Annotated in this window: 21 protein-coding genes; 2 read left to right on the top strand and 19 right to left on the bottom strand. The window is 74.8% G+C overall.

Translation table 11 applies throughout. From position 1 onward, the window contains the following. Window positions 1-40: 40 nt before the first annotated feature. Both trxA and BX285_RS25625 read right to left on the bottom strand, forming a co-directional pair. Window positions 41-373: a thioredoxin gene (gene trxA / locus BX285_RS25630; RefSeq protein WP_097235744.1), complete on the bottom strand. Its 333-nt coding sequence runs from the start codon at window positions 371-373 to the stop codon at window positions 41-43. A 3-nt stretch (window positions 374-376) separates the two neighbouring features. Beyond that, window positions 377-784, bottom strand: a complete 408-nt coding sequence (locus BX285_RS25625; protein ID WP_097235745.1) for a MerR family transcriptional regulator — start codon at window positions 782-784, stop codon at window positions 377-379. Window positions 785-917: 133 nt separating this feature from the next. Here BX285_RS25625 and BX285_RS25620 point away from each other — a divergent pair, with 133 nt between their 5' ends. Next, window positions 918-1679: an SDR family oxidoreductase gene (locus BX285_RS25620; RefSeq protein WP_097235746.1), complete on the top strand. Its 762-nt coding sequence runs from the start codon at window positions 918-920 to the stop codon at window positions 1677-1679. 8 nt (window positions 1680-1687) lie between these two features. On the opposite strand, the gene BX285_RS25615 is transcribed toward BX285_RS25620, so the two are convergent. From BX285_RS25615 to BX285_RS25575, 9 genes are all read right to left on the bottom strand, one after another. Beyond that, the gene (locus BX285_RS25615; RefSeq protein WP_121178308.1) at window positions 1688-2332 is read right to left on the bottom strand and encodes an alkaline shock response membrane anchor protein AmaP; all 645 of its coding nucleotides are present in this window, start codon (window positions 2330-2332) and stop codon (window positions 1688-1690) included. Then, complete coding sequence (locus tag BX285_RS25610; protein ID WP_121178306.1) at window positions 2329-2931, bottom strand: DUF6286 domain-containing protein; 603 nt, start codon at window positions 2929-2931, stop codon at window positions 2329-2331. The genes BX285_RS25615 and BX285_RS25610 overlap by 4 nt, the downstream gene beginning before the upstream one ends. Next, window positions 2928-3275, bottom strand: a complete 348-nt coding sequence (locus BX285_RS25605) for a hypothetical protein (protein ID WP_097235749.1) — start codon at window positions 3273-3275, stop codon at window positions 2928-2930. The genes BX285_RS25610 and BX285_RS25605 overlap by 4 nt, the downstream gene beginning before the upstream one ends. Further along, the gene (locus tag BX285_RS25600) at window positions 3275-3466 is read right to left on the bottom strand and encodes a hypothetical protein (RefSeq protein ID WP_097235750.1); all 192 of its coding nucleotides are present in this window, start codon (window positions 3464-3466) and stop codon (window positions 3275-3277) included. Before BX285_RS25600 ends, BX285_RS25605 begins: the two co-directional genes overlap by 1 nt. An 84-nt stretch (window positions 3467-3550) precedes the next feature. Next, complete coding sequence (locus BX285_RS25595; RefSeq protein ID WP_121178304.1) at window positions 3551-4060, bottom strand: Asp23/Gls24 family envelope stress response protein; 510 nt, start codon at window positions 4058-4060, stop codon at window positions 3551-3553. A 208-nt stretch (window positions 4061-4268) separates the two neighbouring features. Further along, window positions 4269-5075: an enoyl-CoA hydratase/isomerase family protein gene (locus tag BX285_RS25590; protein WP_121178302.1), complete on the bottom strand. Its 807-nt coding sequence runs from the start codon at window positions 5073-5075 to the stop codon at window positions 4269-4271. Window positions 5076-5338: 263 nt separating this feature from the next. Beyond that, window positions 5339-5572, bottom strand: coding sequence for a helix-turn-helix domain-containing protein (locus BX285_RS25585; RefSeq protein WP_030059940.1), 234 nt, complete (start codon window positions 5570-5572; stop codon window positions 5339-5341). 327 nt (window positions 5573-5899) lie between these two features. Next, entirely contained in the window at window positions 5900-7498 is a 1599-nt protein-coding gene (locus BX285_RS25580; RefSeq protein WP_097235753.1) for an ABC-F family ATP-binding cassette domain-containing protein, read from the bottom strand. 213 nt (window positions 7499-7711) lie between these two features. Beyond that, complete coding sequence (locus BX285_RS25575) at window positions 7712-8734, bottom strand: hypothetical protein (RefSeq protein WP_097235754.1); 1023 nt, start codon at window positions 8732-8734, stop codon at window positions 7712-7714. Window positions 8735-9102: 368 nt separating this feature from the next. Here BX285_RS25575 and BX285_RS25570 point away from each other — a divergent pair, with 368 nt between their 5' ends. Next, window positions 9103-10308 carry a glycoside hydrolase family 26 protein gene (locus BX285_RS25570; RefSeq protein ID WP_121178300.1) on the top strand — a complete coding sequence of 402 codons (1206 nt, stop codon included), beginning with the start codon at window positions 9103-9105 and terminating at the stop codon, window positions 10306-10308. Between the two features lie 4 nt (window positions 10309-10312). On the opposite strand, the gene BX285_RS25565 is transcribed toward BX285_RS25570, so the two are convergent. The 8 genes from BX285_RS25565 to BX285_RS25530 all read right to left on the bottom strand — a co-directional run bounded on the left by BX285_RS25565 (window position 10313) and on the right by BX285_RS25530 (window position 20537). Further along, window positions 10313-11473 carry a GNAT family N-acetyltransferase gene (locus BX285_RS25565; protein WP_121178298.1) on the bottom strand — a complete coding sequence of 387 codons (1161 nt, stop codon included), beginning with the start codon at window positions 11471-11473 and terminating at the stop codon, window positions 10313-10315. Then, complete coding sequence (locus BX285_RS25560) at window positions 11470-12216, bottom strand: Wzz/FepE/Etk N-terminal domain-containing protein (RefSeq protein WP_121178296.1); 747 nt, start codon at window positions 12214-12216, stop codon at window positions 11470-11472. The genes BX285_RS25565 and BX285_RS25560 overlap by 4 nt, the downstream gene beginning before the upstream one ends. Before the next feature lie 49 nt (window positions 12217-12265). Further along, window positions 12266-13381: a glycosyltransferase gene (locus tag BX285_RS25555; protein ID WP_121178294.1), complete on the bottom strand. Its 1116-nt coding sequence runs from the start codon at window positions 13379-13381 to the stop codon at window positions 12266-12268. Next, window positions 13378-14343 carry a polysaccharide deacetylase family protein gene (locus tag BX285_RS25550; protein ID WP_121178292.1) on the bottom strand — a complete coding sequence of 322 codons (966 nt, stop codon included), beginning with the start codon at window positions 14341-14343 and terminating at the stop codon, window positions 13378-13380. Before BX285_RS25550 ends, BX285_RS25555 begins: the two co-directional genes overlap by 4 nt. Next, complete coding sequence (locus tag BX285_RS25545) at window positions 14333-16102, bottom strand: lipid II flippase MurJ (protein WP_183107221.1); 1770 nt, start codon at window positions 16100-16102, stop codon at window positions 14333-14335. Before BX285_RS25545 ends, BX285_RS25550 begins: the two co-directional genes overlap by 11 nt. Continuing rightward, complete coding sequence (locus BX285_RS25540; RefSeq protein ID WP_121178291.1) at window positions 16099-17460, bottom strand: O-antigen ligase; 1362 nt, start codon at window positions 17458-17460, stop codon at window positions 16099-16101. The genes BX285_RS25545 and BX285_RS25540 overlap by 4 nt, the downstream gene beginning before the upstream one ends. A 4-nt stretch (window positions 17461-17464) precedes the next feature. After that, a complete protein-coding gene (locus BX285_RS25535; RefSeq protein WP_121178289.1) occupies window positions 17465-18988 on the bottom strand; it encodes a sugar transferase in 1524 nt (507 codons plus the stop codon). A 394-nt stretch (window positions 18989-19382) separates the two neighbouring features. Further along, window positions 19383-20537 carry a glycosyltransferase gene (locus BX285_RS25530; RefSeq protein ID WP_097235761.1) on the bottom strand — a complete coding sequence of 385 codons (1155 nt, stop codon included), beginning with the start codon at window positions 20535-20537 and terminating at the stop codon, window positions 19383-19385. Window positions 20538-20755: the final 218 nt, after the last annotated feature.

Raw genomic sequence — 20755 nt, 5'->3', positions numbered from 1 at the left:
AACCAACGACTGAATCGCACCAAAGTCACCGGTATTGGTCCTAGAGCACGTCGTCCAGTTCCCGCAACAGCCGCGCCTTCGCCCGCGCCCCCACCACCGACCGCACCGGCTCGCCGTCCCGGAACACCACCAGCGTCGGCATCGACAGCACCCCGTACGCCGCCTGCGTCCGCGGGTTGCGGTCCACGTCCAGGCTCACCACCCGCAGCCGGTGCGCCTCCTCCCGCGCGATGTCCGCCAGCACCGGCGCCATCATCCGGCACGGCGGGCACCAGTCCGCCGTGAAGTCCACCAGCACCGGCCCGTCCGCCGCCAGCACCTCCGCGGCGAACGTCTCGTCCGTCACCGCCGGCACACCCGCGATCTCCACCATCGCCTACTCCCTCGTCAGTTCACACCGTGGCGGCTGCTCGGAGGCCGCGAGTTCGTCCCGTGCCCGCACCGCCCGCTCGTACTGCCCGGCCACCCGCGCCCGGGCGTCCCGGAGCCGCGCGATGCAGTCGTCCAGCTCCGCGAGCTTGCGCTCGTACACCTCCAGCGAGGCCTGGCACGAGTCCCCCTCGGGGTGCCCGGCCCGCAGGCACTCCACGAACGGCCGGGTCTCCTCCAGCTCGAACCCGACGTCCTGGAGCATCCGGATCTCCCGCAGCAACCGCAGGTCCGCCTCGTCGTACGCCCGGTACCCGTTGCCCGCCCGCCGGGCCGGCAGCAGCCCCAGCTGCTCGTAGTACCGCAACGCCCGCGTGGTCGTCCCCGCCCGCTCCGCCAACTCCCCGATCCGCATGCCGGACCACTCCTCCCGTACAGCCGCTGTCGACGGTAAACCTTCCCCCCGACGTCAACGCCAGCCCCAACCAGGGCCTGTCCGGCACCCACCCCCGGTCGGCGCCGCCGCCCCACCCGGCAAGATGTCCCCCATGGATCTCGGACTGAAAGACAAGGCCTACATCGTCACCGGCGCCACCCGCGGCCTCGGCCTCGCCGCCGCCCGCGAGCTCGCCGCCGACGGCGCCCGCGTCCTCGTCAGCGGCCGCACCCAGGCCGCCGTGGACGCCGCCGTCGCCGGACTCGACACCCTCGGCACCGCCCGGGGCCTGGTCGCCGACAACGCCGACCCCGCCACCCCCGAGCGCCTCGTCGCCGAGGCCCGGAGCCGGTTCGGCCGTCTCGACGGCATCCTGATCAGCGTCGGCGGCCCGCAGGCCGGCCCGGTCGAGACCACCCCCGAGGAGGCCTGGCGCGACGCCTTCGAGTCCGTCTTCCTCGGCGCCCTCCGTCTCGCCCGCACCACCGCCGCCGCGCTCTCCGACGGCGGGGTGATCGGCTTCGTGCTCTCCAGCTCGGTCCGCCAGCCGATCCCCGGCCTGGGCATCTCCAACGGTCTGCGGCCCGGCCTGGCGATGGCCGCCAAGGCGCTCGCCGACGAGCTCGGCCCCCGCGGCATCCGGGTGGTCGGCCTGCTCCCGGCCCGGATCGACACCGACCGGGTCCGCGAACTCGACTCCCTCGCCGCCGACCCGGCGGCCGCCCGCGCCCAGGCCAGCGCCGGCATCCCGCTCGGCCGCTACGGCACCCCCGAGGAGTTCGGCAAGGTCGCGGCCTTCCTGCTCTCCCCCGCCGCCTCCTACCTGACCGGCGTCATGATCCCCGTCGACGGCGGCGCGCTCCGCACCCTCTGACCGCGCGGTCACACCACCCTCGACGGCCTCCGCCGCCGCGGCCACCGGTGCCGCGGCTCGGCGGGGGCCGCCTGCAACACCCGGATCCGCAGGTCGGCGGGCAGCTCCGGGAGCCGCAGACTGCCGAGCGCATCGGCCCGGGGCCCGTCCTCGAAGTGCTCCACCAGCGCCGCCGGATCCCCGCCCGGCGTCAACCGCACCGCACCGCGAAGGCGGGGGTGCCCCGGTGCCCGCACCAGCCGCACCCCCGCCCGCTCCACCTCCGGCAGCACCGCCGTCCCGGTCTCCAGCGCCTCCTCCAACGCCCGCGCACCGACCCGCAGTCGCAACCCGCTCACCCCCGGCGTCGGCACCGCGACGCTCGACAGCCCGGTCCGCCGCAGCTGCGCCACCAGCCACCAGGCCATGCCGGCCACCAGGACGGCCAGCCCGCCGATCACCGTCGGCCACCACCACGCGGAGGACACCCACCGCCCCCGCGACCGCGCACTCACCACCGGCTGGTCCGGCGAGGACAGCGGCCACCGCGCGGGCGGGTGCAGGCCCACCCGCCGGTAAAGGTCCAGCCCGCCCAGCAGGACCAGCGCCCCGACTCCCAGCAGCACCGCCCCCACCACCCCCAGCAGCACCCGGTTGACGACTGCCCGCCTCACTCCGCCACCTCCGTGCTCTCCTGCGCACCGACGGCGGCCCGGCCACCGGCCGTCCGCACATCCAGCCGCAGCGGCCGCGCCAGCCCCACCCTCTCCAGCTCGTCCCGCAACTGCCGCTCCACCGGCGCCGGATCCGCCGGCCCGACCAGCGACACCCGGACCCGCCGCCGCCCGACCCGGATCCGCAGGTGTTCGATCCCGTCCAGCCCCGCCGCCCGGTCCGCCAGCAGGTGCCCGATCCCGGCCCGCTCGATGGCCGCGGTGGTCCCGCCGTACGGCCGCAGCACCAGCCACCGCCGCAGCCCCGGCGCGATCGCCAGCCACAGCAGCCACCCACCGAGCAGCGTCACCACCCCGGCCCCCACCAGCACCCACAGGTCGTCGAGGTGCCGCGTCGCCAGCTCGTCCGCGATCTGCGCCCGCCACCTGCGGGCCGGCTGCCCGGCCCGGACCGCGACCACGTCGTACAGCAGCGCCCCCGCGACCACCAGCACCCCCGTCGCCACCAGCGCTGCGGCCGCCGTCCGCGGCGCCCGCAACCTCCCGGCCCGCTCCGCCTTCTCGGCCGCATCCGAGACCTCGGAGACCTCCGTGCTCACGACGCTCCCCCCGTCACCAGCTTCTCGACCACGATCACCACGTCCGACACCCTCGTCCCGGTCAGCCCCACCACCCGCGCCGCGATCCGCGCCCGCACCTCCCCGGCCAGCCCCGCGACATCGGACGGGAACGGCAGCTCCAGCGCCACCCGCACCGTCACCGTGCTGCCCGGCACGGCCACCGTGACGTGCGGCGGCGCCCCCTTCGCCCGCCCGGCGGGCCAGGCCTCGGCCAGCACCTCCCGGACGGCCCGGGCGGCGATCCCGGCGTAGACGCGGTCGGCGACCCGCAGCCGCCCCCGGCGCCCCGGGGCAGGGACGGTCGCGGGAACGGGGGCCGCCATCAGCGGCGCCGGTCGCGGCCGCGGAGCAGGTCCCCGAGCTCGCTCAGCTCGATGTCGCCTTCCAGCAGACGCCCGACCACGAAGCCGACCAGTCCGAGCGCGGCCACCAGCAGGAACGCCGCGAACCCCCCGAAGTACCCGGCGAAGCCGAGGGCCATGCCCACCACCAGGCCGACGATGGCCAGGTTCATCCGCTACTCCCTCGTTCCGCGCTGCCTCGTTCCGCGCCGCCTCGTTGCGCGCCGCCTCGTGCCGCCTCCGCCCGGGCGGGCGCCCTACTTGAGCTTGGGCCGCTGCCCCGATGCCGACACCGACTCCTCTTCCTCCTCGAACTCCGGTTCGTCCGGGAGGTGGACGTCGTTGACCGCGATGTTGACCTCGACGACTTCCAGGCCGGTCATCCGCTCGACCGCGTTGATGATGTTCTCCCGTACCTGGCGGGCGAGTTCGGGAATGACCACGCCGTACTCGACGACCAGGGCGATGTCGATCGCGGTCTGCTTCTCGCCGACGTCGGCCTTGATTCCCCGCCCGACACTGGGCTTTCCGCCGGGCACCCGGTCCCGCATCGCGCCGAAGGTCCGGGCGAGCCCGGAGCCCAGCGCGTGGATCCCGGGGACCTCCCGGGCGGCCATCCCGGCGATCTTCTCCACCACGCCGACGGCCAGCGCCGTACGACCGCGATCCGCGACCGGCTTCGCGCCGCCGGAACCCGGCGGCGGTCCGGGGTTCGGGGTGCCGCCGGCGTTCTTGTGCAGGGTCGCGGGCGTCGGAGTGTCAGGCATGGGCGAGTCTCCCGTCGTACGGCTCCAGCTATATCGCAAACCTCCCCAACTCTGGCATTTCGCCACGTTCCCCGCCCGCCGAGCGGCGCCCGCCCGGCTCCCTCGGAGTGCCCGGGAAACGCGGAAGGCCCGGCCCCGGGGGTGTCCCCCGAGGCCGGGCCTCTGCTCGGCGACGAACGGTCGGAGACGACCGGTCGGCGACGGAAGGTCAGTCGCCGATCCCGGCCAGCTCCCGCAGCCGACGGGCCTGGGCCGCCCGTTCGGCTGAACGCTGCTCGTCGAAGGAGCGCCCGGCGGCCCCCTGCAGCAGGGCCTTGGTCTCGATCACCGCTCCGCGCGGAGCGGCCAGCAGGGCCCCCGCGAGGTCACGGGCGGCGGCGTCCAGCTCCGCGCCCGGCACGGCCAGGTTGGCCAGCCCGATCGCCGCGGCCTCCTCGGCGCCGACCCAGCGACCGGTGGCGCAGATCTCCAGCGCCCGGGCGTAGCCGACGAGTTCGGTGAGCGGCTTGGTGCCGGCCAGGTCAGGGACGAGACCGAGCGAGGTCTCCTTCATCGCGAACTGCACGTCCTCGGCGACGACCCGCAGGTCGCAGCCGAGCGCCAGCTGGAAGCCCGCACCGACGGCGTGGCCCTGGACGACGGCGATGGAGATCAGGTCCGGGCGGCGCCACCAGGTGAAGGCCTCCTGGTAGGAGGCGATGGTGTCGTCCAGCTCCTTGTCGCCCTCGGCGGCGAGCTGGAGGAAGGTGGGCTCGCCCGGGATGCCTTCGGCGGTGAACATGGCCCGGTCGAGCCCGGCCGAGAAGGAGACGCCCTCCGCGCGGAGCAGGACCACCCGGACGCTGCCGGGCAGCTCGCGGCCGGCGGCGGTGAGGGCACGCCAGAGCGCGGGCGACTGGGCGTTGCGCCGCTTGGGCTGACAGAGGGTGACGACGGCGAGTTCGCCTTCGATCTCCAGGCGGACGCCGTCCCGCTCCCAGCTCGGGGCCTGCGGTTCGGTGGCGGGGGCGGTCATGCGGGGACCTCCGGTGGCGAGGGACGTGGCTACCGGAGAGTAACAAACCTGGGCGCGCGAGGGCAGGGGCCCGGCCCGGAAAGATCGACGGGGGCCTTCGGGCGCCGCCGGAGATAGGAGGGCGGGGTCGGCGGACACCCCGGACATGACGATCGGCGGCCGGTTCACACGACCCGAGGGCGGACGCCCAGCTGACCGTCCAGCTGTCGTCTCCTCGGTCGGCGTCCTGCCGCCGCGTCATCCAGCCAATGACTGACGAACCGTCAGGAACCGGCCCCGGCAGTCGCTTTGTTCTTGCCCCGCGTGGCACCGCCGCGGCCCCGGAGGATCACTCCGGACTCGCTCAGCATCCGGTGCACGAAGCCGTACGAACGACCGGTCTCCTCCGCGAGAGCGCGAATGCTCGCCCCGGAGTCGTACTTCTTCTTGAGATCGGCCGCGAGCTTCTCACGCGCGGCACCGGTCACCCGGCTGCCCTTTTTCAGAGTCTCGGCCACCCGTGCCTCCTCGTAGCGTTGCTCGGTCAGATTCCCATGATCACCCATCCACCGCGTCCTGGCCACCCATTCGACAAGGTCGATGTCGGAAATGCGTGGTCCGCCGGTGGTGATCCGAGCGCACCAGGGCGCTCACGCAGAGTGCACGCCCCCGGGCGGGTGCCGCCGTTCGCCGAGAAAGAGCTGATCAGCAGCGTCGGCCCGACCACGATCGAGTGGCGGGCTGACAGGAAGTCCTTAAACGGAATCCGGGTCTACTTCATTCCCGGACACGCCGTAAGGACTAGATTTTCTGGTCCGAAAAGCGGATGCCGCGTCTACTTCCGGTCAGGCCAAGGAGACCAGGTCGGCGTAGGCCGGGCTCCACAGGTCCTCCACGCCGTCCGGCAGCAGGATGATCCGCTCCGGCTGGAGCGCGTCGACCGCGCCCTCGTCGTGGGTGACCAGCACGACCGCGCCGGAGAACTCGCGCAGCGCGCCCAGGATCTCCTCGCGGCTGGCCGGGTCGAGGTTGTTGGTGGGCTCGTCGAGCAGCAGCACGTTGGCCGAGGAGACCACCAGGGTGGCCAGCGCCAGACGGGTCTTCTCACCGCCGGAGAGCACCCCGGCCGGCTTGTCGACGTCGTCGCCGGAGAACAGGAAGGAGCCGAGGATCTTGCGGATCTGCACCAGGTCGGTGTCCGGCGCCGAGGAGCGCATGTTCTCCAGCACCGAGCGCTCCGGGTCCAGCGTCTCGTGCTCCTGGGCGTAGTAGCCGATCTTCAGGCCGTGGCCCGGGATCACCTCGCCGGTGTCGGGCTGCTCCACCCCGGCCAGCATCCGCAGCAGGGTGGTCTTGCCGGCGCCGTTGAGGCCGAGGATGACGACCCGCGAGCCGCGGTCGATGGCCAGGCCGACGTCGGTGAAGATCTCCAGCGAGCCGTAGGACTTGGAGAGCCCGCTGGCCGTGAGCGGGGTCTTGCCGCAGGGGGCCGGGTCCGGGAAGCGCAGCTTGGCGACCTTGTCGCTCTGGCGCACCTGCTCCAGCCCGGTGAGCAGCTTCTCGGCGCGGCGGGCCATGTTCTGCGCGGCCACCGTCTTGGTCGCCTTGGCGCGCATCTTGTCGGCCTGCGCGTTGAGGGTCGCGGCCTTCTTCTCGGCGTTGGCGCGCTCGCGCTTGCGGCGCTTCTCGTCGTCCTCGCGCTGCTGCTGGTACTGCTTCCAGCCCATGTTGTAGACGTCGATGGCGGAGCGGTTGGCGTCCAGGTAGAAGACCTTGTTGACGACCGTCTCGACCAGGTCGACGTCGTGCGAGATGACGATGAAGCCGCCCTTGTACGTCTTCAGGAAGTCCCGCAGCCAGGCGATGGAGTCCGCGTCCAGGTGGTTGGTGGGCTCGTCGAGGAGCAGCACGTCGGAGTCCGAGAAGAGGATCCGGGCGAGCTCGACGCGACGGCGCTGACCACCGGAGAGGGTGTGCAGCGGCTGGCCGAGGATGCGGTCCGGCAGGCCCAGCGCGGCGGCGATGGTGGCGGCCTCGGCCTCGGCGGCGTACCCGCCCTTGGTGAGGAACTCGGTCTCCAGCCGGGCGTACTTCTTCATCGCGTTGTCCCGGGTGGCGCCCTGACCGTTCGCCATCCGGTCCTCGTTCTCGCGCATCTTCCTCAGCACGGTGTCGAGGCCGCGGGCGGACAGGATGCGGTCCTTGGCGAGGACGTCCAGGTCGCCGGTGCGCGGGTCCTGCGGGAGGTAGCCGACCTCGCCCGAACGGGTGATGGTCCCGGCGGCGGGCAGGCCCTCGCCGGCCAGCACCTTGGTGAGCGTGGTCTTGCCGGCGCCGTTGCGCCCGACCAGGCCGATCCGGTCACCGGCGGCGACCTTGAAGCTCGCGGACTCGATCAGGATCCGGGCACCGGCGCGCAGCTCTACGGCGTTGGCGGAAATCATGGCTGGGAACTACTCCTGGGACGTGGGCGGGCGGCCGGACGGAGGGCCCGGGGCCGGGCGGGCGGAAAGGGGCTTCATCGGCGGTCGGCGCGACGGACAGGGCGCCGCCGCCCGCTATTGCCCGGAGAAGATAGCCATGGCGGCAAGTCTACCGGGCCGTCCGGAACACCCCTTTGGGGGACGGCCGACCGGGGGTGCCCGCGGGGCGGCCGGTCACTGCTGCTGCGCGTCCGGCTGGTCCCCCGTGGGGGCCGTCGGGGCGTCCGACCCGGCCGGGGCCACCGGAGCGACCGGAGCCGGCGGGGCGTCCACGGTCGGGGTCACCGCCGGGTCCGCGCAGCCGCCCTGCGGACGGACCGCGGCGAACGGCGCGTCCAGGCTGCCGCAGGGCGTCTCGGGCGCGGCCGCCCTGGTGTCGAACACCCGGGGCGGGACGATCGGGCCGTCGGTGATCTCCACCCGGCTGCGGTCCAGCACCTTGACCGTCGCGGTCGGGCCGGTGCTCGTCGCCCAGCCGTTGCTGTCCAGCCGGTAGCCGGTGATGCCGCCGGAGACGGCCTGCCCGCTGCTGTTGCTGCAGGTGCGCGGGATGAGCACCGCGTAGTCGGTGTGCACGGCGCGCAGCGGGTCGTAGACGCAGCCGTTGGACGGCTTGTCGTTGTAGCGCAGGTCGCCGTCGGCGTCGCGCAGGCCCATGGTCAGGTTGGGCGTCACCAGGGCCAGCCAGGGCGAGCCGTCCCGCTGGACGGTGTGCAGCGCGGCCGCGGCCCGTTGCTTGGCGAGCTGCTTGCGCTGGACGTCGGTCCGCTTGTCGGCGCCGGGCTCGCCGTCGCCGCGCAGCCAGTCCGCCAGGCCGGGCACCGCGCGGTGCCAGCGCACCTCGTGGTCGCCGGGGCGCACCGAGGTGACCAGGCCGTCGTCCCAGACCACGATCGCGTTGTCCCCGGCCATCGCCAGGTAGAGCGCCTCGGCGCCCTCGCGCCGGTAGGACCAGGCCTGCTCGCCGGTCTGCTTGTGGAAGGCCTCCAGGCCCGGGCCCACCCGCAGGTCCAGGTCGGCCGCGCTGAGCGACTCCGAGTTCACCGGCGTGGCCTCCGCGCCCGGCCCGGCCACCCGGTCGCCGAACGGCACCGGCTTGTTCGCGTGTGCCGCCGCTCCGGCCGCAAGGACCAGCATCACCGCCAGGGCAGGCAGGATCGAGCGGGGGGTCAGTACACGCAGCGGCTTCCGGGACACGGCCGGAGCGTACCTTTCAGCGGGCACGCGAGTCAGCTCGGTTCACTCCCCCGCCCGGCTCCGCGGTCGGCGGCCCGGGCCCGTCCGACCCGCCCGTTCGTCCGCCCGCCCACCTGCGTCGTCGGCGCCCGGGCCGCTTCTCGGGGCGCGCCGGAGCGGCCCGCGCGGGCCCGGCCGGACCGTTACAGAGCTGATACATGGCGGTGCAGCGGCCGCCGATGCGGCAGACGGCGTTCGAATACCGCCCACTTTAGGGTGACATTCGGCTTTTTCGTCCCCCGGCAGACCTACTCTCGGCGACCGGGGCGCCACGGTCCGTCCACGCCGAGACCGGGCGCCCCACCCCCGCGACGTCCGGAGGAGAGACCATGCGAATCGGCCGTCTGACGCTGGCCGCCGCCGCCCTGCTGCTGATGGCCACCGCCAGCGTCCCGGCCGGGACGCCGTTCAGCCAGACCGAACGGCACAGCCTCTCCTCGGACGCCTTCGAACCCCGCGGCGCCGCTCCCCGCCCACCGGTGCAGCGGCCCCGGCACGAGCCGCCCTTCGGCGCCTTCGTCGGCTCCTGGGACAACTACATCCCGCAGATCGGCCGGTACGCGCAGTGGCTGGGCAACGCGAACCTGCAGGTCGGCCACACCTACCTGGCGGGCAACGGCTGGGCCGACATCGAGGGCGAGCCGGTGGTCCTCGGCATGTGGTCCCAGTGGCGGCTGGCGGACCCCTCCCGGCTGCTCGTGCTCGGCGTGCCGATGCTGGTGCCCAACGAGGCGAACGTGCCCGACGGCGAGGTGGCCAAGCTGCTCGCCCAGGGCGCGCGCGGCGACTTCGACGGGCACTTCCTCAAGCTCGCCCGGCGGCTGGTCGCGCTGGGCGGCGCGGACACCGTACTGACCCTCGGCTGGGAGATGAACGGCACCACCTACACCCACCGCTGCAAGCCCGACCCCTCCGCCTGGAAGTCGTACTGGCGGCGGATCGTCGGCGTGATGCGCTCGGTGCCCGGGCAGCGCTTCCGCTTCGACTTCGCCCCCAACCGAGGCCTGGACGCGATCCCCTGGACCAAGTGCTACCCCGGCGACGACGTGGTCGACATCATCGGCATGGACAGCTACGACCAGCCCGCCGGGGGCACCTTCGACGACTACGTCCGCGAGCCGTACGGCCTGCAGGACCAGGTGGAGTTCGCCGCCAAGCGCGGCAAGCAGGTCTCGTACCCGGAGTGGGGGCTGTTCCGCAACGGCGACAACCCCGAGTTCGTGCAGCGGATGGTCGAGTGGATGCGCACCCACGACACCGCCTACCAGACCGTGACCGACTACTGCCCGCACGGCTTCTTCCAGTGCTCCCGCAACCCGCGCTCGGCGGCGCGGTTCAAGCAGCTGATGTCCGGCTCGAAGGGGGCGCCGACGGCGGTGCCGACCACGCCCCCGGCCCCCACCGCCCCGGCGGTGCCCACCGCGCCCGCCACCCCGAGCCTCCCCGCCCGGCCGAGCCCGTCGCCGGCCACGCCGAGCCCGACCGCGAGCCCGGTGACGACCTCGACGCCGACCTCGACGCCGGCGCGGCGGTGAGCGGTCAGCCGCGGCGGCAGGCCAGCAGCGCCTCCTTGAGCCGCGGGAAGCGGGTGCGCAGCTGGTGCGCCGCCTGCTGCCGCACCCGCACCGCCCCGGCCCGGACGGCCGCCACCGGCGCCGCCCCCGCCGGGCCGAGCAGCAACCGCTGATTGGGCAGCCGGTCCGGCCGCCAGCGCTGCTTGTACGGTTCCTGGCCGCGCAGCAGCCCGAGCACCGGGATGCCCGCGCCGACCGTCTCCTCCAACGCCGCGCCGAACAGCAGCCCGGCGATGTCCAGCCGCTCGCGCAGCACCGGATGCGCGCCGTACAGGTACAGCCCGCCGAAGGACGGGCAGAGCAGCAGCAGGTTCACCGCGACCAGCTCCCCGTCCAGGTGGAACTGGTGGACGGCGGCCTTGCCGGCGGCGACCAGCCCCGTGGTGGACTCGGTCAGGTGCCGGGCGAAGCGCGCGGTGCGGTGCTCGGGGGTGACGCCGCGCTCCTGCCACTGCAGGTAGTGCAGCCGCAGCAGCCCTTCCAGCGCCTCCGCCACCTCGGCCGGCGGCGTCGAGCGGACCTGGATCCCGGCCTCGGCGATCTTGCGCAGCTTCACTCGGCTGCGCTGGGCGGTCTTGCCGGGCAACCGCTTGAGCAGCCGCTCCATCGGGACGGCGGGCAGGTACTGGCAGAGCGAGTCCTGGAAGCGGCGGCGACTGCCCCGCCAGTGCTCGTACACCCGCTGCACCGCGGCCTCGGGGTGCACCTCGCGCAGCTCCAGCGAGTGCCAGGGGCGGTTCAGCGGGAGCGCGGCGGCGAATTCGGCGGCGGCCCGGTCGGCGCAGTCGTCGTCGAGCAGCACGTCGGAGTAGTCGACCAGCCCGGCGCCGAGGCCGGTCAGACCGCCGAGCGGGCCGCCGCGGCGCATGAAGGCGCCCGCGCCGACCAGCCGGCCGTCCCGGCGCACCAGCACCACGAGCAGGGCACCGGGGCGGCCGTACTGCCGCCACCAAGAGCGCTGCCAGGCGGCGGCCTGGAAGAAGGTGGCCGTCCGGCAGCGGGCGGCCAGGGCGTCCCACTCCTCGGCGAGGCTGTCCAGGGCGTCGTCCTCGCGGCGCAGCTCGGTGGTCCAGGAGGGCGCCGCGGCCTGGGCCGGCAGTCCCGCGCCGCGGGTCTCGGTGCTCATCGTCCGCTCCGGGCCACGGCCTTCTCCTTGACCGGCGCCGCGACCGCCGTGCCCTTGGCGTCGGCTTTGGCCTCGGCCTCGGCCGGCTGCTCTTCGCTGCGCGGGCGCGGCGTCACGGGAGCCTCGGTCGGCTCCGCAACGGCGTCCGCGCTCCCGGTGCCCTCGGCGGCCTCCGGCGCCCCGGCCCCGCCCCGCCGACGGGTCATCATCACCAGCGCGCCGAGCAGCAGCCCGGCCGCGCCGCCGACCGCGACGTCCAGCTTCCCGGAGGGCGTGGTCGGCTTGTCCGGCGCGGCGGCCGGGGCCAGCGTCACCAGCCGGACGTTGGTGTCCCTGCTGCTGGTGTTGGCGAAGGCGACGAGCGAGTCGGCCACCGCGTCGGCGGTCCGGGCGGCCTCCTGTCCGCTCGTCCCGGTGCCGGTGATCTCGATCATCGGAGCGTCCGGGGAGGTCGTCCCGTGCACCAGGGACTCCAGCTCGGCCCGGGTGTGGCCGGTCTCGCCGGCCGCCACCGCGAGCACCTGCGGCTGGCCCGCCAACCGTCCGTACGCCTGGGCGAAGTTGGTCGCGGTCGCGGCCTCGCCCGGGTTCTGCGGGACCACCAGGACGTAGGCGCTGGCGGCGTACGAGGGGTGCGAGACGACGGCGTACCCGGCGCCGGCCGCGGCGCCCAGCGGCACCGCGAGCGCCACCGGCCACCAGCGGCGGGCCAGGCGGCGAGCGGTTCGGCGCGGTGTGGTCATGGCTGTGGCTCCTTGGGGATGGGACGGCGGTTCCGGCGGTGGCGGGCGGTCAGACGCGGGCCAGCCGGTCGTAGAGGGCGCCCAGGTCGGCGGCGACCCGGGCGATGTCGTAGTGGCCGACGGCCGGGGGGTGCGGCAGCGGGTCGGCGATGTGCTCGCTCAGGTGCCGCAGGTCGCGCAGCGCAGCGGCGTAGGCGGCGGGCTCGGAGGGGATGCGGCGGGCCTGCGGTGCGGCGCTGGGCGGCAGTTCGTCGAGCGCCGGGCAGGCGCTGTGCCGCACCGGCAGCCCGGCCGCCAGGCCCTCCAGGACGCCGAGGCCGAAGGTCTCCGCGGTGGAAGGCGCGGCCAGCACGTCCAGCGCGGTCAGCAACTCCGGTACGTCGTCGCGCTCGCCGGTGAGCAACAGCCGCTCCCGGACACCGAGCTCGTCGGCCCGGCGCTCCAATGCGGTGCGCGCCGGGCCCTCGCCGACCAGCACCAGCCGGGTCGCCGGGTCGAGCTCGGCCAGCGCCTCGACCAGCACCTCGAAGCGCTTGCCGGGGACCAGCCGGCCGACCCCGCCGACCACCCAACTCCCCTGCGGCAGGCCGAGTTCGGCCCGCAGCCGACGGCGCGCGGCGGCCCGCTCGACCGGCGGGAGGCGGTAGCGGCCGGTGTCGATGCCGTTGGGGATCAGCTCGATCCGGGCCGACGGGACGCCCCAGGAGCGCAGCGTCTGGGCGACCTGGCGGGAGACCGCGACGGTGGTGCTGCCGAGCCGTTCGGCCGCCAGGTAGAGGCCCTTGACGCCCCGGGTCACCGGACGGCCCTCGATCACCCCGGCGTGCAGCGAGTGCTCGGTGGAGACCACCGCGCGCACCCCGGCCAGCCGCGCGGCCAGCCGGCCGTACAGCTGGGCCCGGTAGAGGTGGGTGTGCACCAGGTCGTAACGGCCGACCCGGACCAGCCGGACCAGCCGGGGCAGGGCGCCGAGGTCCCGGTTGCCGCGCATGTCGAGGTGGTGGACGGTCACGCCCTCGGCACGCAGGGCCGCGGCGACCGTGCCGGGGTTGGTCAGGGCCAGCACCTCGCACTGCTGGTGCGCGGGCAAGTGCCGGATCAGCAACTGGAGTTGGCGCTCCGCGCCGCCGGAGGCGAGCCCGGTGACGATGTGCAGCACCTTCATGACCGGCGCTCCGTCTTCGCCCGCTCGCCTCCACGACGCTCGGACCCGCTGCCGACGTTCCCCTTCGGCTCGGGGCGGTCCGTCTTCGCCCGCTCGCCTCCACGACGCTCGCCCGCGTCTCGGGCGGTGCGGGCGCGGCGCAGTTCGGTGACGGCGTCGCGAAGCCGGAGCCGGCCCTTCTTGGCGCGCAGCCGCCAGGCGCCGTCGCGGTCGCCGACGTAGCAGCGGGGCAGGGCGAAGCGGCCGGTGAGCGGGGAGTGCGCGATGGCGCAGGCGTAGTCGTAGCCGGCGTCCCGGATGGCCTGGGTGGCGGGCAGGTCGACGGCGCCGTACGGGTAGCAGAAGCCGGTGACCGGGCCGCCGACGACCTCCTCCAGCAGGCGCCGGCTCTCCCGGGCCTGCACCGCCAGGGCTTCGGCCGGCAGGCCGGGCAGCGCCTGGTGGCCGAGGCCGTGCGAGCCGATCTCCCAGCCGGCGGCGGCGAGTTCGGTGACCTCCTGGACGGTGAGCAGCTTCTTGCGCGGGCCCTCGGCGTCCCAGTCGTTGTCCCGCCCGAGCAGATCGGCGACCACGTACGCGGTGGCGGTGAAGCCGTACGCCTGGAGGATCGGCACGGCGTACCGGGCGAAGTCGGCGTAGCCGTCGTCGAAGGTGAGGCCGACCAGCCGGTCGTCCCGGCCGAGCGCGCGAGCCCGCATCAGCTCGCGGACGGAGACGCCGCGCCGGCCGCTCCGGTGCAGCCAGGCGATCTGCTCGGCGAACCGCTCGGGGCTGACGGTGAGCCGGTACGGGTCCTCCTTCTCGACCGCCACCGAGTGGTACATCAGGATCCACGGCGAGGCGGAGCCCGGGTTCGGCGGTTCGCCGACCGGGTGACGGCTCCTGGGCAGTCGTGCCCGGTACGGCGGGACGCTGCCGACGCCCTTCCGGGCCGAACGGACGGTTCCCCGTTCATTGTCCATCGGGACGCTTCCCTTCTTCGGCGACGGTTGGCGCGGCGGCGGTGGGCCCGGCGCCGGCCGGCGGAGTCCGGACCGGCCCCACGGCCCGGGCGGCGGCGAGGACCGGACCGCGCACCTCGCGGGCTCCGAGGCCGGTGCCGAGCGCGGCGAAGGCCAGCGCCACGGTGAGGCCCCCGAGGAGGGTCGAGAGCAGCGGGTCGGCGGCCAGTCCGGCGGCCGCGGTGCCGAGCACGGTGGCCCCGGCGGCGGCGGCCACCAGCCGGCCGTGGCCGCCGAGCACCCGGCGCAGCCGCAGCGGGATGCCGCGCAGCACCAGGCCGCGCAGCAGCAGCGCGGCGGTGGTGGTGATGCCGGCGGCGTTGCCGGCGGCGAGCCCCAGGGCGCCGAAGCGGGACGTGGCGAGCAGGCCGGTGGCGACGGTGACGCCGAGGCCGAGCACCATGGCCGCGGCCGGGTACCAGTCCAGCAGTCTGCGCCCGCCGTCCTCGGTGGCCGGGTCGTCGGCTCGGCGGACCACCGGGCGCAGCGAGAAGTACGGGCGGATCATCACGCCGATCAGTGCCTGGGCGGGCAGGCCGAAGCTGTACACCCGGATGACGTCGGCGGTGGCAGCGGTGTCGTGCGGACCGAAGGCCCCGCGCTCGAACAGCAGCGAGACCACGGAGGGCGCGCAGGTCATCAGGAAGGCGGTGCCGAGCAGGACGACGGCCGCCGCCTGGCCGAGGTCCTTCTCCACCCGGTCGCGGGCGGCGGTGAGGTCCCCGGCGGCGAGCGCCCGGGCGACCAGCGGGAAGGTGACGGTGCAGATCAGGATGCCTGCCGTCATGGCGAGTTGGGAGACCTTGGCGGCGTAGTTGAGGTGCGAGATGGTGCCGGGCGGCAGCGCCGAGCCGAGGTAGCGCTCGACGAAGACCTGCGACTGGCGGGTCAGGGTGAAGGCGCCCACCGGCAGCAGGGCCAGCGGCATCAGCACCAGCGCCTGCCGGGAGCGGCGGCCGCGCCCGGCGCCGGACGGGCCCCGGCGCAGCCCGCGCAGGAACGGGCCGACCAGCAGACCGGCCATCAGCAGGCTGCCCGCCGCGACGCCGAGGGCGGCGGAGCTCACGCCGAGTGCGGCGTGGAAGCCGAGCAGGACGGCGAGGATGCCGAGGTTGTAGACGACGTAGATGCCGGCCGGGGCGGTGAAGCGGTGGTGGGCGCGCAGCGCGGCGGCCAGGTAGCCGGCCACGCCGAAGGGCAGCACGGTGATCGCGGTGATCCGGGTGCAGGTGACGGCCAGGCCCGGGTCGGGCAGGCCGGGGGCGAGCAGGTCGACCAGCTGCGGGGCGCCGACGGCGGCGGCCAGGGCGAGGGCGCTGAGTGCGATCAGCAGCCAGGGCATGGTGGCGCGGACCAGCTGGCGGACCGGGTCGGGCGCGTCCGGGTCCTCCTCGCGCAGCACCAGGGCGAGGGCGAAGGCGGGCACCATGAGGAAGGACATGGCGTCCTCGATCAGCAGTGGTGCGGCCGTCTCGGGGACGGTCCAGGCGACCAGGAAGGCGTCGGTGCCCTGGTTGGCCCCGAAGTAGCGGGCCAGCAGGAGGTCGCGCAGCAGGCCGAGGCCGGAGCCGGCGGCGCTGAGCACGGCGGTGATGCCGAAGGCCTTGGCGAGGAAGCCGCGCCGGGGCGGCGGGTCCGCACCCGGGGCCGGCTGCGCGGCGGGGGCGCTGCGCGGGGCCGGGAGGGCGGGGGCCAGGGCGGCCGGCTGGTCGGTGTTCACGGCGTCATCGCCCCCTCGCCTCCGGGGCGCTCGGTCCCGCGGCCCCCGGGTCCCGGCTCCCCGGCGGCGGCGCGGGCGGCAAGGCCGAGGACGACGGAGGTCAGCACGGTGGTGGTGCCGCCGATGTCGGCGTACAGGAAGTCGACCAGTACCCAGGTGAGCAGGGCGAGCGCCGCGAGGCCGGGGCCGCGGGAGCGGCGCAGGCAGCCGATCAGGAGGACGAGGAAGAGCGCGGCGTACGCGACGATGCCGATCAGGCCCTGCTCGCTGAGGACCAGGAAGTACATGTTGTGCGGGGAGAGCAGCGGTTCGCGCTGGAAGCCGATGGTGGCGTCGGCGGCGTCGCTGCCGGAGGACAGCCGCAGCGGGGCGTGGCTGTCGCGCAGCTGCTGGAAGGCCTTGGGGCCGGCGCCGTGCACCGGGTGGTCCTGCCAGATCCGCCCGGCGGTGGCCCACAGGTCGTAGCGGTCGGAGACGGACTGGTCGGGGGCGGCGGAGACGGAGCCGATCGAGCTGAGCCGCTGGGTGACGCCGGAGCCGCCGAGGCCGAGGCCGCCGACCAGGACGACCGCGGCGGCCAGGCCGAGGACGGCGCTGCGGACGGCGAGCCGGGCGTCGGCGCGCAGCAGCAGCACGGTGGCGGCAAGAGCGGTGGCGATCCAGCTGCCGCGGCTGAAGGAGACGGCGAGCGGGAAGGCGAGGAAGGCCGCGGCGGCGAACATCGCCCGCCGCCGCAGCCGCACGTTGCCGTCCGGCTCGCGGGCCCCCAGCGCGAGCGCGAGGGCGGCGAGCAGCCCGTAGCTGACCACCGTGGACATCGCCATGATGTCGAGCGCGCCGAAGGTGCCGACGGCGCGGATCGGCTGGCCGGTGTAGGAGGCGCCGGTGCGGGTGAGGTACTGGTTCGCGCCGACCACGCCCTGGATCAGTGCGGCGAGCACGAAGGAGCCGAGGACCAGGCGCTGGTCGGTGCGGTCGCGCAGCGCGCAGAGCACCCCGGCGGGCACCAGGACGAAGACCTGGGTCAGCCGGACGAAGCCGGTGACGCTGGTGGCCGGGTCGATCGAGCCGACGGTGGCGACGGCGGCGGCAACCACGATCCCGCCGAACAGCAGGCAGGTGGTCCGGTCGACGGCGGGCAGCCGCCCGCGCAGCAGGTTCAGCGCGGTGAGGGCGACGAGGCCCAGCGAGGCGAGGTCGGCGGCGGTGATGTGGACGGCCGCGGCGACGTCCTTCTCCCCGGTGGGCACGCAGACCAGCAGGACGGTGGCCGCGGCCAGCAGGCTGGGCCGGTCCACGAGGGCGGGCAGGGCGCGCCGTAAGGAGGGACGGGGAAGGGCCGTGAGGGTCAGGGCCACGCGGTCAGCTCCCGTCCGGGTGGAGCATCATGGCCGCGGTGCGGCACAGGATCTTGACGTCCTGCCAGAGGCTCCAGCTCTCGATGTAGCGGTTGTCGAACCGGGCCCGGTCCTCGATGGAGGTGTCCCCGCGCAGGCCGTTGACCTGGGCGAGGCCGGTGAGGCCGACCGGGACGCGGTGGCGGTCGGCGTACTCGGGGTAGGCCTGGCCGAACCGCATGACGAAGTACGGGCGTTCGGGGCGCGGACCGACCAGGCTCATGTCGCCGCGCAGGACGTTCCACAGCTGCGGCAGCTCGTCCAGCGAGCTCTTGCGCATCAGCCGGCCGACGGCGCCCATCCGGTGGTCCTGGGCGATGTTCCAGCGGGTCGCCGATTCGTGCTCGTTGCTGGGGCGCAGGGTGCGGAACTTGAGGACGGTGAAGACCTTGCCGTCCAGTCCGGTGCGCTGCTGGCGGAAGAGGACGCCGGGGCCGGTGTCGAAGCGGACGGCGAGGGCGCAGAGCACCAGGACGGGGGCGAGCAGCAGCAGGCCGATCGTGGCGGCGGTGATGTCCAGGGCGCGCTTGGCGGCCCAGCCGGGGCGGCGCATCGCGGGGCGGCCGACCCGCAGGCAGGGGAAGCCCCACAGGTGGTCGGCGCCGGCGATCGGGGTGGCGGGCAGCGAGCCGTACTCGCGTAGGGCCGGTACCAGCCAGACCTGGCAGCCGAGCCGGGCGGCCTCGCGCAGGGCGGTGGCGGTCTCGGCCTCGTCGGTGGCGCCGGCGGTGGCGATCACGTGTTGGACCCGGTGCCGGCGCACCTCGCGCTCCAGCACCTCGCTGCCGCCGAGGACCGGCAGGCCGGTGCCGTCGGAGGGCAGTTGGGGGTTGGTGTCGAGGAAACCGACCGGGCGCATCCCGTACTCGCCGTGCTCGCCGAGGGCGGCGGCGATCCGGCGGCCGAGCCGGCCGGCGCCGAGCACCAGGACGGGGCTGGGGCGGCTGCGGCGGATCCGCCGGACCATGTGGTAGAGGATCGCGCGGCCGATGCCGGCGATCAGCAGTTGGGCGCCGAGCAGGGCGGTGAGGCGGCCCGGGTCGGCCGGGCCGCAGTCGGGCCAGCGGCCGCTCAGGCAGCCGGACAGGGTGACGGCGAAGGCGGCGGCGACCACCGCCCGGGCGGCCAGCGCGGGCAGTTCGTCCAGGACGGACAGGGTGAGCCGGGAGCGGTAGAGGCCGCCGGCGAGGTTGAGCAGGAGCAGCAGGGGCAGGACGGCGGGGACGCCGAGCAGGGGGTCGAGCGGGGCGGCCGGGTCGACGGCCCGGTTGGCGATGCCGGTGGCGGAGCACAGCGCGATGATGTCGGCCTGGACCAGGGCGAGCGGCAGGGCCAGCCGGCTGCGGACCGCCCCGCGGTGGCGGCGCGGTGCCGGGACGGCGCGTTCGCGCGTCGTCCCCGTCGGACGGTCGAGCAGCCCGGTGCCGGGCCTTCGGGGGCCGGACAGGAGCCCGCCCGCTCGCGGCACACTGTCGTGGTCAATGGTCATCAGCGCACGATCTCCCCTGCTGTGTGCCCGGGGTGACGGTGCCCCGGCACCGGTTGGCGCGGGGCTGCCGTCCCGGCCCGGCGGGCGCGGTCCTGACAGCACCTGCTGCCGCTGGCGGCGTTCGGATGTCCCGCGGCGGGGCCGATCGCGACGGGACCGGTCGCCAGGGACTCGGTTGCGAGGGGCTCAGCCGTGAATTCCCGGAATGAAATCTGAACGAAGCAGGCAAAATCCGACAATACAGAACCGGGCAGCACCGGCTGGAAGGTGACTTGCCGTTTCATTCCAGCCGCCCATTAATAGGTATTTCGGATTTGACGCCTCGCCCCATATCCGGTTGAGGGTGCGAATACGACAGCGCCGGAACGGCGGGCATTCACGGCATGTGAAACGATCAGATCCGCTGTGGGACACGGGCTCGGCGGCGCCCCGCGGCCGGTCCGGCGCCCAGCAGATGGCGGTAGAGGACGTCCACCTGTTCGACCACGGTGCGCACGTCATGGCGGGCCACGACGTGGTCGCGCAGCCGTGCGCCGCGTCGCTCGCACTCGATCGGATCGGACAGCGCCTCGGCCATTCGGGTGGCGAGGGCCGACGCATCCTCGGGCGGGATCACCGCGTGCTCCCGCTCCCCCGGCGGCAGGCACTCCCGCGCACCCGGCACGTCGGTCAGCAGCACCGGACGGGCGGCCGCCATCGCCTCCAGCGGGGCCAGCGCCATCCCCTCCCAGCGCGAGGGCAGCACCACCAGGTCGGCCGCCGCCAGCCACGGGCGCGGATCCGCCACGTCCCCGACCAGCCGGACCCGGGAGGGCTCGGCGGTCCCGCGGACCAATTCCGCCAGCCGCTGCTCCTCCGGCCCGCCGCCGACCAGCGCCAGCCGGGCCTGCGGCACCCGGCGCAGCACCTCCGGCCAGGCGGCCAGCAGCACGTCCTGGCCCTTCTGCCGGCAGAGCCGCCCGACGCAGACCGCCACCGGGGCGTCCAGGTCCAGGCCCAGCGCGATCCGGGCGGCCCGACGGTCGGCGGGCGCGTAGTGCCGGACGTCCACGCCGTTGGGCACCACGGCCCAGTCGGCGTGCACCCCGGCGGCCACGCCGTCGGCCCGCTCCTGGACGCTGACGCAGAGCAGCCGGTGCGCCCAGCGGCTGGCGAAGCGCTCCCAGCGCAGGGTGGCGGCGGCCAGCGCGCCGTCGACGGCGGCGAAGGACCAGGCGTGCGGCTGGAAGACGGTCGGCACCGCGCCGCGCACGGCCAGCCGGCCGGCCAGCCCGGCCTTGGCGCTGTGCAGGTGGACCACGTCGGGCGCGGCCGCCCGGACGATCCGGCGCAGCCGCCAGGCCTCGGCGGCGGTGCCCGCGCCGGGCGAGCGCCCGGCCGGCCAGTCCTGGACCAGGGCACCCACCGCGGCGGCCTCCTCGGCGAGCCGGCCGCCGCGCGGACAGGCGACCAGCACCCGGTGGCCGGCCTCGCGCTGCCCCCGGACCAGGTCGGTGACGACGCGGGCGACGCCGCCGTCCACCGGTTGGGAAATGTGAAGGATCGTCATATGCACGGCGGCGAGCCTAGGGTGGCTCCCCCGTGCCGGGCGGCCCTCGTCACCCGCAGGTGGCGGTTCGGCCACCCGTACGGCTTGCTGCTCGTACGGGCGCCCGAGCCATTCGAATTCCCGGGCGATTCAAGCGTGTTGAAGAACGGACGGCTCGAATCGCGCGGTGCCGGTGCCTCCGGTTCCGCTGCCGGCGTGCCTCGGCGGACCTCGGTAGG

The organism is Streptomyces sp. 1114.5 (assembly GCF_003635085.1).
GTDB lineage: Bacteria > Actinomycetota > Actinomycetes > Streptomycetales > Streptomycetaceae > Kitasatospora.
Note: the sequence above shows the minus strand (reverse complement) of the source record. Positions and strands in the feature narration are given on the sequence as shown.

What these genes read in the sequence shown, in the direction of transcription:
- BX285_RS25605 (WP_097235749.1), bottom strand. Translation starts at nt 3,275, where the DNA reads ATGGCGGCCCCCGTTCCCGCGACCGTCCCTGCCCCGGGGCGCCGGGGG.
- BX285_RS25625 (WP_097235745.1), bottom strand. Translation starts at nt 784, where the DNA reads ATGCGGATCGGGGAGTTGGCGGAGCGGGCGGGGACGACCACGCGGGCG.
- BX285_RS25550 (WP_121178292.1), bottom strand. Translation starts at nt 14,343, where the DNA reads ATGGACAATGAACGGGGAACCGTCCGTTCGGCCCGGAAGGGCGTCGGC.
- BX285_RS25590 (WP_121178302.1), bottom strand. Translation starts at nt 5,075, where the DNA reads ATGACCGCCCCCGCCACCGAACCGCAGGCCCCGAGCTGGGAGCGGGAC.
- trxA (WP_097235744.1), bottom strand. Translation starts at nt 373, where the DNA reads ATGGTGGAGATCGCGGGTGTGCCGGCGGTGACGGACGAGACGTTCGCC.
- BX285_RS25555 (WP_121178294.1), bottom strand. Translation starts at nt 13,381, where the DNA reads ATGAAGGTGCTGCACATCGTCACCGGGCTCGCCTCCGGCGGCGCGGAG.
- BX285_RS25580 (WP_097235753.1), bottom strand. Translation starts at nt 7,498, where the DNA reads ATGATTTCCGCCAACGCCGTAGAGCTGCGCGCCGGTGCCCGGATCCTG.
- BX285_RS25595 (WP_121178304.1), bottom strand. Translation starts at nt 4,060, where the DNA reads ATGCCTGACACTCCGACGCCCGCGACCCTGCACAAGAACGCCGGCGGC.
- BX285_RS25530 (WP_097235761.1), bottom strand. Translation starts at nt 20,537, where the DNA reads ATGACGATCCTTCACATTTCCCAACCGGTGGACGGCGGCGTCGCCCGC.
- BX285_RS25560 (WP_121178296.1), bottom strand. Translation starts at nt 12,216, where the DNA reads ATGACCACACCGCGCCGAACCGCTCGCCGCCTGGCCCGCCGCTGGTGG.
- BX285_RS25570 (WP_121178300.1), top strand. Translation starts at nt 9,103, where the DNA reads ATGCGAATCGGCCGTCTGACGCTGGCCGCCGCCGCCCTGCTGCTGATG.
- BX285_RS25620 (WP_097235746.1), top strand. Translation starts at nt 918, where the DNA reads ATGGATCTCGGACTGAAAGACAAGGCCTACATCGTCACCGGCGCCACC.
- BX285_RS25600 (WP_097235750.1), bottom strand. Translation starts at nt 3,466, where the DNA reads ATGAACCTGGCCATCGTCGGCCTGGTGGTGGGCATGGCCCTCGGCTTC.
- BX285_RS25535 (WP_121178289.1), bottom strand. Translation starts at nt 18,988, where the DNA reads ATGACCATTGACCACGACAGTGTGCCGCGAGCGGGCGGGCTCCTGTCC.
- BX285_RS25565 (WP_121178298.1), bottom strand. Translation starts at nt 11,473, where the DNA reads ATGAGCACCGAGACCCGCGGCGCGGGACTGCCGGCCCAGGCCGCGGCG.